Source organism: Veillonella dispar, from assembly GCF_937975875.1.
Taxonomy (GTDB): domain Bacteria; phylum Bacillota; class Negativicutes; order Veillonellales; family Veillonellaceae; genus Veillonella; species Veillonella dispar_B.
In genome coordinates this window covers 1-3155 of record NZ_CALJSP010000060.1, presented here as the reverse complement: position 1 = coordinate 3155, position 3155 = coordinate 1, and the positions used below count along the sequence as shown (strand labels likewise).

General features: G+C 37.2%; 4 protein-coding genes. All 4 read left to right on the top strand.

Features of this window, described 5'->3' with window-relative positions:
* The coding region (ilvN, locus tag Q7P05_RS03075; RefSeq protein ID WP_303930370.1) for an acetolactate synthase small subunit at positions 1-396 on the top strand (396 nt) is incomplete at its 5' end.
* 162 nt (positions 397-558) lie between these two features.
* On the top strand, positions 559-1146 hold the full coding sequence (locus Q7P05_RS03070) for a carbonic anhydrase (protein ID WP_105089499.1): 588 nt from the start codon (positions 559-561) through the stop codon (positions 1144-1146).
* 32 nt (positions 1147-1178) lie between these two features.
* A complete protein-coding gene (locus Q7P05_RS03065; RefSeq protein WP_303930368.1) occupies positions 1179-1643 on the top strand; it encodes a hypothetical protein in 465 nt (154 codons plus the stop codon).
* A gap of 86 nt (positions 1644-1729) precedes the next feature.
* Positions 1730-3052, top strand: coding sequence for a fibronectin type III domain-containing protein (locus tag Q7P05_RS03060; protein ID WP_303930366.1), 1323 nt, complete (start codon positions 1730-1732; stop codon positions 3050-3052).
* Positions 3053-3155: the final 103 nt, after the last annotated feature.

Below are 3155 nucleotides of genomic sequence, written 5' to 3'. Positions count from 1 at the left end.
TCGATAAAAATCTTGCTTTTTCTTTGGTATTTTATGACAATTGAGCTCACATGTGATGATTTGACGTACGAACAAATTATTAAGCAACTAAATCGCAGTGTGGAGATTATTAAAGTTATCGACTTTACTGACATGCGAATTACGAAAAAAGAATTACTATTTATCAAGGTTAATAGCTGTAAAGAAGCGGATAAGCAAGAAATCTTCCGCATTGCCCAAACCTTTGATTTATTAGTTGTGGATTACAATCGTAAGTCTGTTCTCGTACAATGTGTTAAAACAGTATCTAAAAATAACGACATGATTGCACTATTTAAAGATATGTTCGTCAACCGCATTGAAGTCGTGCGCGGTGGTAGCGTTGCTATTGAAGCGTTATCTACACCTGATAGATAATATGTAGCTGTAATTATTCTAAATCTATTTTTGGAGAATAATGATCTAAGACTAGTAGTGATTTAGAATGGATACAACTGAATATGATATAATATTTATATCGACCATTATTGATATAGAGACCTTGGTTGTATGCCAAGGTCTTTTTATATAGGAGGTACTATGAGTTTATTAGATGATATTTTAGCCCATAATAGAGAATATGTAGAAGATCAAAATACAGGTTATGTAGAAACAGATACTAAATGCAGTAAGATGCCTAGTCGTGAAATGGCAATCGTTACATGCATGGATACACGTCTTGTTAATTTCTTAGAAGATTCCATGGATATTGGCCGTGGTGAAGCGAAAATCGTAAAGACTGCAGGGAACTGTATTACAGGTCCCTTTGATGGCGTAGTACGTAGTTTACTTGTTTGTATTTATGAGCTAGGCGTTAACGAAATCTTTATCATAGGTCATCACGAATGTGGTATGGCAAAAACTACAGCAAAAGATCTAACAGAAAAAATGTTGGCTCGTGGCATTGCACCAGAAGCGATTCATATGGTCCGTAAAGAAATGGAACGCTGGGCAGATGGATTTACACACCCTGCTGAAAATGTAGAAGACACTGTAGACGAATTGCGGATGAATCCTTTGATTCCGAAAGACGTACCTATTCATGGTCTTATATTCCATCCTAGAACCGGTGAAATTGAAGTCATCGTTAATGGCTATACACAAATGAAACAATATTACGAAAAATAATAGATAAATCTTTTTAATAGGGGTATTGTGAATTGAGCAATGTAGATAAATTGGATACATTCGAGGTAGCGTGTAAACATTTTCTCGGAGACTTTTCAAAATTTAAAGATCTTATTTCCACCGAAGTTCAATCATTGGATGGGCTAGAATGGTCTTTTGAAAAGGGGGCGACAAAGGTTTGTAGTGCTGATGAAAAGGGCTTAAAAAAACGATGCAAAGTTGGCATAAAATATAGATTACAGGTTGAGTTATCTCAAGCTGATGTAGAAACTATTTGGACTGAATTTAGTCGATTTTGGGGGGACACTACTTTAAATCAGCTTGAAAGAGTATGCAGTAATGAAGAATTAGGGCGCTATCAATTTATAGCTAACAACTCTATAGGTGATGAGCTTACCTGTAATATCTATTTACCTAATGAATGGAACATACCGCAATTAAATATGTTGGGATGTATTTCTGCTAGATATAGAAAAGTAGATGTTCAAGAAGTATAGAAAAATCTTATTTGACTTAAAGTTAAGTTTAAGTTTTATAATGTGTTCATATTAGTACTTAATACATATTTACATAAAGGAACTATATGAATAAAAGTAAACTATTAAAAACAATTATAGCTATTGCAGCATTGGTTGTATTAGTCATAGGTGGCTATGTATATAAAGATGCCATTCAAAGTAGATTGGCTTGGACTGCGGCTGTTGTAAGTGGGCAAGAGATAAACCCGCTTCTTGATTCTGAAGGCCGTTATATTCGACAAATTGTCGCTAAAGATAACAGCACAAGCCGTACTATTATGTGGCAATCAGATAGTAGTGAAGCTGATGCGGTCATAGAGTATCGTCTAGACGGGGCTGAAAATATTCAAAGTATAGGCGCTACAGATAAAGTTTTTACCGATGACGGTAGTACCACCTATATCCATGAGGGTACTTTGACAGGTCTAACACCTAGTACTAAATACGAATATCGCATTGGTTATGGTGATGATCGTCGCAGTGATTGGTACTCATTGGAAACTGCCGGCTCTAGTGTATATGATGTTCTTATCTATCCAGATTCTCAGTCTGGAGATTATTCCGGATGGGAACAGCTTGTTAAAGATTCCGCACATCGCAATCCAAGGACGGCTCTGTATATTAGCATGGGGGACCTTGTAGATAACGGGGAACAAGATTATCAATGGCGCACTTGGTTAAATTCCATCAGACCATTGAGTGCTAATGTGCCGTTAGCACCGACCTTAGGCAATCATGAGATGTATACATTAGATTGGAAAATGCTCGAGCCTTATGCATATTTGAATTATTTTGCAGTACCACCTAACGGAAATGAAACATTCAATCGCCGGTATTATTCTTACGATTTTGGCGATGTACATTATGTTGTATTAGATACGATGTTATATGAAAGTAATCATGAGGACAATCATGATACGCATCATCCAGATTTGTACGATGTACAAGTTCAATGGTTACGTCAAGATTTAGCAGCTAATACGAAAAAATGGACCGTAGTTCTTATGCATAGAGATCCATTCCAATATGCCTTTGAGGGACCCGGTGGAAGTAGAGCTGTTGGCTTTGATGACGAAGGCGTATTATTTATGCCAATCTTCGATGAGTTTAATGTAGACTTAGTACTGTCTGCGCATTTACACTCCTATCGCAATAGAGGGCATGTGCGCAACTTTGAGCGTGATGCATCGGGGCCACTATATATCCTTACTGGTATAGCCGGAGATGCTGGCCGCCCTAAATGGAAAGAGCATCCTTTAGATGTATACGTGGCACCAGATCGTGAAAAAAATAACTATATGACGATGACTGTTACACCAAATAAATTGATTGTAAAAGCTTTCTTACCTGATGGTACACAGCTGGATGAGTCAGTTATAGAGAAATAAAAACACAAGAATATAAGAAGAGATAAGCAAAAGACACCTTCCTTGGGACTTGCGTGAAATTGGCGACTTATCGGTCTGCGAGCATTGGGACTTCCAGCCAACC

Excerpts from the sequence above, each read along its gene's own strand:
- Q7P05_RS03070 (WP_105089499.1), top strand. The coding sequence starts at position 559 with ATGAGTTTATTAGATGATATTTTAGCCCATAATAGAGAATATGTAGAA.
- Q7P05_RS03060 (WP_303930366.1), top strand. The coding sequence starts at position 1,730 with ATGAATAAAAGTAAACTATTAAAAACAATTATAGCTATTGCAGCATTG.